The 2,423-nt window shown below is 61.6% G+C and carries 2 protein-coding genes; both read right to left on the reverse strand.

Annotation, left to right across the window (positions count from 1 at the left end):
* Positions 1–899, reverse strand: an 899-nt coding sequence (locus tag OQK_RS31680; protein WP_238537256.1) for a 4-alpha-glucanotransferase, incomplete at its 3' end; no start/stop codon positions are given.
* On the reverse strand, positions 896–2,423 hold a 1,528-nt coding region (gene treZ / locus OQK_RS23955; protein ID WP_038861664.1), incomplete at its 5' end, for a malto-oligosyltrehalose trehalohydrolase. The genes OQK_RS31680 and treZ, both read right to left, overlap by 4 nt.

The raw sequence follows: 2,423 nt of genomic DNA on the forward strand, positions 1-2,423 counted from the left end.
TTTTCCAGCGCTTCGCCACCGGCATGGCGGAAACTGGCGAAGTCGGCGTGCAGCGGATGCTCGCCAGCGACGAAACCGTCATACAAGGCTTGCAGCAGTTTGTGCTTGGCTTCGGCAGCGGTCGGCCAGTCGATCAGCTTGAGATTTTCCAGCTGCTCGAACTGCGCGGCCAGGCCACTGGCATCAATTGCATCACGCAACGCGCGTTCGCCGAGAATGCTCCCCGGCGCGGCATACAGTGAATTGAGAAACAAGCGGCTGGACGGCGAATAAGGGCTGTAGCGGCCATTGTCGGCGCTGAACATCGCGTGCATCGGACTGATCGCCAGCGCATCGGCGCCGCGTTCACCCGCTACACGAACCAGTTCCTCCAGCGCCTGGGTGTCGCCAAAACCACCGTCACCCGGACGGCGTAGCGAATACAACTGGGCGCTCAGACCCCAGGCCCGCGGGATCGGGCTATCGACCGCATCGGCGACGCTGAAGCAGCGTTCAGGCGCCACGGCGAGCGTGAAATACTGATCGGCGATATGCACTTGCTGGTAACCGACCGGAATCAAGCCGGGCAACATGGCTTCGTTGTCCAGCTTCAGGTTCATCTGCGAGCCGTCTTCAAGATGGATTTCGCAGGGGGTTTCCGGTGAGAAATAGCGACTCAGGTCGAGGGCAACGCCCACGTCGCAGGTCAGCAGGGGCGGCAAATGGCGGTCTTGCTGGACTTCTTGCAATTCCAGCAGGCTGGCATCGATTTCTTGCGCGGTGCTGGCGGGGTGGCCGAGTCCGATCAGGACATTGCGCAACACAGCAGGAGCGACTTTTTGCTGACGCCCGTTGGCGTCGATCCAGTCGACGGCAAGGCCGGCTCGACTGGCGAGTATTTCCAGTTGCGCATCGCTCATAGGCGCTCTCCATCCAGGGGGTGCATAACGGGTGCGGCCGTGAGGCTGACGAGCGCGGTGTACGCCGGCAGTTGGTTCGGGTCCGACAGCTCGATCGCGGCTGGCTGTTGAAACAGCCACTCGGTATCGGTCTGTGCAGGGTTGACCACTGGCGTGTCACTGAGGTTCAGGTCAATTCGCAGCTCACTGCCGTTGCCCAGTCGCCAGCGTGCGCTGACCGCGCCATAGCCGAGCATCTGCGCGCCCAGAGCCTGGGTCCCGGAGAGGTTGGGAATGATGTATTGGTGCCGCAACTTGAGCAGTTGCCGATAGAGCTCTTGCGTCTCCTGTTGTAACGGCGTGCCACTGCCAACCAGTCGTGGCTGTGAGGCGCGGAAGGTTTCTTCGGCATTCGGATCGGGGATCTGTTCGCGCTTGTGCGGATCGGTAAAGGCACTGAATGCGGCGAACTCGTTGCGCCGACCTTCACGCACCAGTTCCGCCAGTTCACCGTGGTGGCTGGTAAAAAACAGGAATGGTTGCTCGGCGGCAAATTCATCGCCCATGAACATCAGCGGAATCATCGGCGACAGCAGCAACAACACCGTCGCCGCTTGGACCGCACGCGGGTCGGCGAGCTGATGCAGGCGTTCGCCAAAGGCACGGTTGCCGATCTGGTCATGGTTCTGCAGGAACAGCACGAAAGCAGTGGAGGGCAGATGTTCGCTCGGCTCGCCGCGAGGTTCGCCATGGCGAGTGATGTGGCCCTGGAACACGAAGCCCTGGCTCAGGCAGCGCACCAGTTGCTCGGTGGGCTGCGCGGCATAGTCGGCGTAATAGGCGTCGGTTTCGCCGGTCAGCAGCACGTGCAACGCGTTATGACCGTCGTCGTTCCACTGCGCGTCGTAATCGTTTTCCAGCAGACTCGACTGGTTCAGCTCGTTCTCGACGGTCAGCCAGACGTGCCGGGTCGGGTCGATCTGCTGGCGAATGCGCCGGGCCAGATCGCTGAGAAAGTCGGGATCTTCAATCGCGTGCACCGCATCCAGACGCAAACCGTCGAAACGGTATTCGAGCAGCCACATCAGCGCGTTTTCAATGAAGAACTCGCGCACTTCCGGGCGACGGAAGTCGATCGCCGCGCCCCAGGGCGTGTGTTTGTCCTCGCGGAAAAAGCCTTTGGCGTAACGATGCAGATAGTTGCCGTCGGGACCGAAGTGGTTGTAGACGACGTCGAGAATCACCGCCAGGCCATGGCCGTGGGCGGTGTCGATCAGGTGTTTGAGTTGTTCCGGTGTGCCGTAGGAGGCTTGCGGTGCATAGGGCAGCACTCCGTCGTAGCCCCAGTTGCGATCACCGGGGAATTGCGCCAGCGGCATCAGTTCGATGGCGGTAATGCCCAGCGCCACCAAGCGCGCCAGATGCTGTTCGACTTCGGCAAATCCACCGAGCGCACCGACGTGCAGCTCGTAAATCACCGCTTCGCTCCACGGCCGACCATTCCAGGTCGTGTGCCGCCATTGATAGGCATGGGGGTCGACCACC

Source organism: Pseudomonas sp. R62, from assembly GCF_000257605.1.
GTDB classification, from domain to species: domain Bacteria; phylum Pseudomonadota; class Gammaproteobacteria; order Pseudomonadales; family Pseudomonadaceae; genus Aquipseudomonas; species Aquipseudomonas atacamensis.